The following is a 2,609-nucleotide window of genomic DNA, read 5'->3' as shown; positions in this document are numbered from 1 at the left end:
TTTTTTTTTTTCTCTTGCCGGCGGGCCACACGCCCGCACCCCCCCCCCCCGGCCGGTCACTCGCGGATCACCCGTCCGCGGTCGTATTCACGACCGCCCCAGACCCCGGACTGGCCGGTCTGCGCCGCGTACTCGGTGCACCCCGCGAGCAACGGGCAACCGGCGCAGATCCGGCGGGCGTAGTCGAAGTCCTGCGACGGGTACGGGAACCATGCCTCGTGGTTCGGGTCACCCCGGCAGGCGGCGCGGTGCCATTGCCCGGAATCGGACAGAGTCAGCAGTGCGGTCAGTGCGAGGTCGGTGGTGGTCACGGCGCGTACTCCTTCCAGATCCGGCGCTGGGTGCGGGCCAGCGGATCGGGAGCTTTGGGCTCCCACAGCAGCCGCATCCCCGCTTCTTCGGGGGTGCGGTCGGCCTTGCTCGTATTGCAGGGTCCGCAGGAGGCGATCAGGTTGCCCCACGTGTTCGGTCCGCCCCTGCTGCGCGGGCGGATGTGGTCGACGGTCTGCGCCCAGTCGGCGCAGTAGCCGCAGCGGTGCTTGTCGCGGCGCAGGACACCGGCCAGGGTGGCGCGGCTGTCCTCACCCACCGCGGCGACGTGGCCCAGGTAGACGTAACGCAGCAGCCGGATCGTCTCCGGCAGCCCGATGACCAGGTGCTTGGACCGGATCGGGAACCTCGGCGCGCGCTCGATGACGGTCTCCGCGGCACCGCTGATCAGCAGTGTCACGGCCCGGTCGGCGGTGATCTCGTCGAGTGCCTCGTAGCTGGCGTTGAGCACGAGCACCCTGGTGCGTATCCAGGTGTCGGAAGTGGGCGCCATCGGGTCGACGGCATGACGGATCGGCATGGGAATCACCATGTTTCGAGAGAAGTGAACGACAGTCGAAGCTGAGTGGGTTACCGCGTCAGTGCGCGAACCGGAGACGGGCCATGGCATCGTGGCCTGCGCTTCGCGCGATGCGGGCCGAATCGGCGCGGCGGTAGGTCTTTTCGGACTGTCGCAGTGGCGCAAGGGGTTTCACGGCCGTCTCCTCCTCTCGAAATGTCTCGTCGGTCTCGCGCCGGTGCGAATGACCGGCGTGGAATTCATGGTGGCATACGCCGCGCCGGATGTCGGCTGATTTATTTCCGGTAACGCTCCGGTTCCGAGGGGAACGGACAAGGGGCAGGTCGCGATACATTTTCGGGGTGAGGTGCCCGACGGGCGCGGGCGATCGCGAGGAGTGGTGCTCATGCGGACAGCGCTGATTCCGGCCACCGTGACGTGCGCGGCGGTCCTGCTACTCGCCGGCTGCGGCACCGATTCCGGCGGGACGAACGCACCCGCGGAGCGACCGAGTCCGACCCTGCCCGCGCCGGGACCGGCTTCCTCGGTCAAGTCGAGTGCCGCGGGACCGGCGACCCTCGTCCCACCCGCCGCTGTTCCTGCTCCGGCACCGGGCCCGCCCGTGACATCGGCACCGGCGGTCACCGCGGGGCCGCCGAGTCCGCCGAGCTTCCCGCTCCCGGATTCCGCCCCCGCCTGCGCCGACGGCCAGGTGCTGGTCGGTGGCGGCCCGGTCACCGCCGCCGCGGGCCACCAGGGCCTGACCCTCCGTTTTCGGCTGGTCGGCGCCAGCGGCCCGTGCTCGCTCACCGGCTATCCCGGCGTGGACGCGATCGGCGACACCACCAGCAATGCCACGCGCACGCCCCGCGGCTACCTGGGCGGACTCCCACCCAACCAGGACGCGCCCGCCACCGTGATCCTCACCCAGGACCACGGTGCCGAAGCCATTGTCGAGGGCACGTCCACCGACGCCGCGGGCAACCCCTGCCCGGCCTACACCGGCCTCCGGGTCACCCCACCCAACACCACCGACACGGTGCCGATCGCCGAAGCGCTGTCGGTGTGTGACCTGGCCGTACACCCGGTGACGCCGCCGGGGTGATGCGGCGCCGCCCTCGACCACAGCAGGACTAGAGGTTGCCCACCTCGCGCTCGAGACGGCGGGCGACGAGATCGCGGGCTTCCTCGCGCAGGGTGGGGCGGAAACCGCTGGGGTAGACCGGATCCGCGGGCGCGTACTGCTTGAGCACTTCCTTGGCGAGGGTGATCTTGTGGACCTCGGTGGGCCCGTCGGCGATGGCCATGACCTCGGCGTAGGTGGTCATGTCGAGGAACGGGAGGTCGGTGCTGACACCCAGTGCGCCGTGCAGATGCAGTGCGCGGCGGGCGATGTCGTTCATCACCGTCGGCATGGCGACCTTGATGGCGGCGATGTCCTTGCGGACGGCGCGGTAGTCCTGAGCCTGGTCGATGCGCCAGGCTGTGCGCAGGACGAGCAGGCGGAACTGCTCCATCTGGATCCAGCTGTCCGCGATACGTTCCTGGGTCATCTGGAAGCCGCCGAGGACGCCTTTGCGCGCGGGGCGCGACACCGCGCGCTCGCACATCATGTCGAAAGCCTTGCGCACCAATGCGACTGTGCGCATGGCGTGGTGCACGCGACCGCCGCCGAGCCGGGTCTGCGCGACGACGAATCCCGCGCACTCGGCGCAGAGCAGTTGGTCGGCGGGTACCCGGACATCTGTGAAACGCATGTTCACTTCGTGTTCTCTGAATC

5 protein-coding genes are annotated in these 2,609 nt (G+C 69.5%); 2 read left to right on the top strand and 3 right to left on the bottom strand.

The window, feature by feature from the left end:
* Positions 1-56: 56 nt before the first annotated feature.
* Positions 57-311 carry a WhiB family transcriptional regulator gene (locus ACFWPJ_RS30050; RefSeq protein WP_378856473.1) on the bottom strand — a complete coding sequence of 85 codons (255 nt, stop codon included), beginning with the start codon at positions 309-311 and terminating at the stop codon, positions 57-59.
* On the bottom strand, positions 308-850 hold the full coding sequence (locus ACFWPJ_RS30045; protein ID WP_378856471.1) for an HNH endonuclease: 543 nt from the start codon (positions 848-850) through the stop codon (positions 308-310). Before ACFWPJ_RS30045 ends, ACFWPJ_RS30050 begins: the two co-directional genes overlap by 4 nt.
* A 61-nt stretch (positions 851-911) precedes the next feature.
* Here ACFWPJ_RS30045 and ACFWPJ_RS30040 point away from each other — a divergent pair, with 61 nt between their 5' ends.
* Together ACFWPJ_RS30040 and ACFWPJ_RS30035 are read left to right on the top strand one after the other, a co-directional pair.
* Positions 912-1,124, top strand: coding sequence for a hypothetical protein (locus ACFWPJ_RS30040; RefSeq protein WP_378856469.1), 213 nt, complete (start codon positions 912-914; stop codon positions 1,122-1,124).
* 111 nt (positions 1,125-1,235) lie between these two features.
* Entirely contained in the window at positions 1,236-1,934 is a 699-nt protein-coding gene (locus tag ACFWPJ_RS30035) for a DUF4232 domain-containing protein (RefSeq protein ID WP_378856467.1), read from the top strand.
* A gap of 28 nt (positions 1,935-1,962) precedes the next feature.
* Here ACFWPJ_RS30035 and ACFWPJ_RS30030 read toward each other — a convergent pair.
* Positions 1,963-2,609 (bottom strand): acyl-CoA dehydrogenase family protein (locus ACFWPJ_RS30030; protein ID WP_378856465.1); only part of this gene is annotated, 647 nt, incomplete at its 5' end.

Origin of the sequence: Nocardia sp. NPDC058497 (genome assembly GCF_042720195.1) — a bacterium.
Taxonomy (GTDB): Bacteria; Actinomycetota; Actinomycetes; order Mycobacteriales; family Mycobacteriaceae; genus Nocardia.
Note: the sequence above shows the minus strand (reverse complement) of the source record. Positions and strands in the feature narration are given on the sequence as shown.

What these genes read in the sequence shown, in the direction of transcription:
- ACFWPJ_RS30045 (WP_378856471.1), bottom strand. Translation starts at nt 850, where the DNA reads ATGCCGATCCGTCATGCCGTCGACCCGATGGCGCCCACTTCCGACACC.
- ACFWPJ_RS30035 (WP_378856467.1), top strand. Translation starts at nt 1,236, where the DNA reads ATGCGGACAGCGCTGATTCCGGCCACCGTGACGTGCGCGGCGGTCCTG.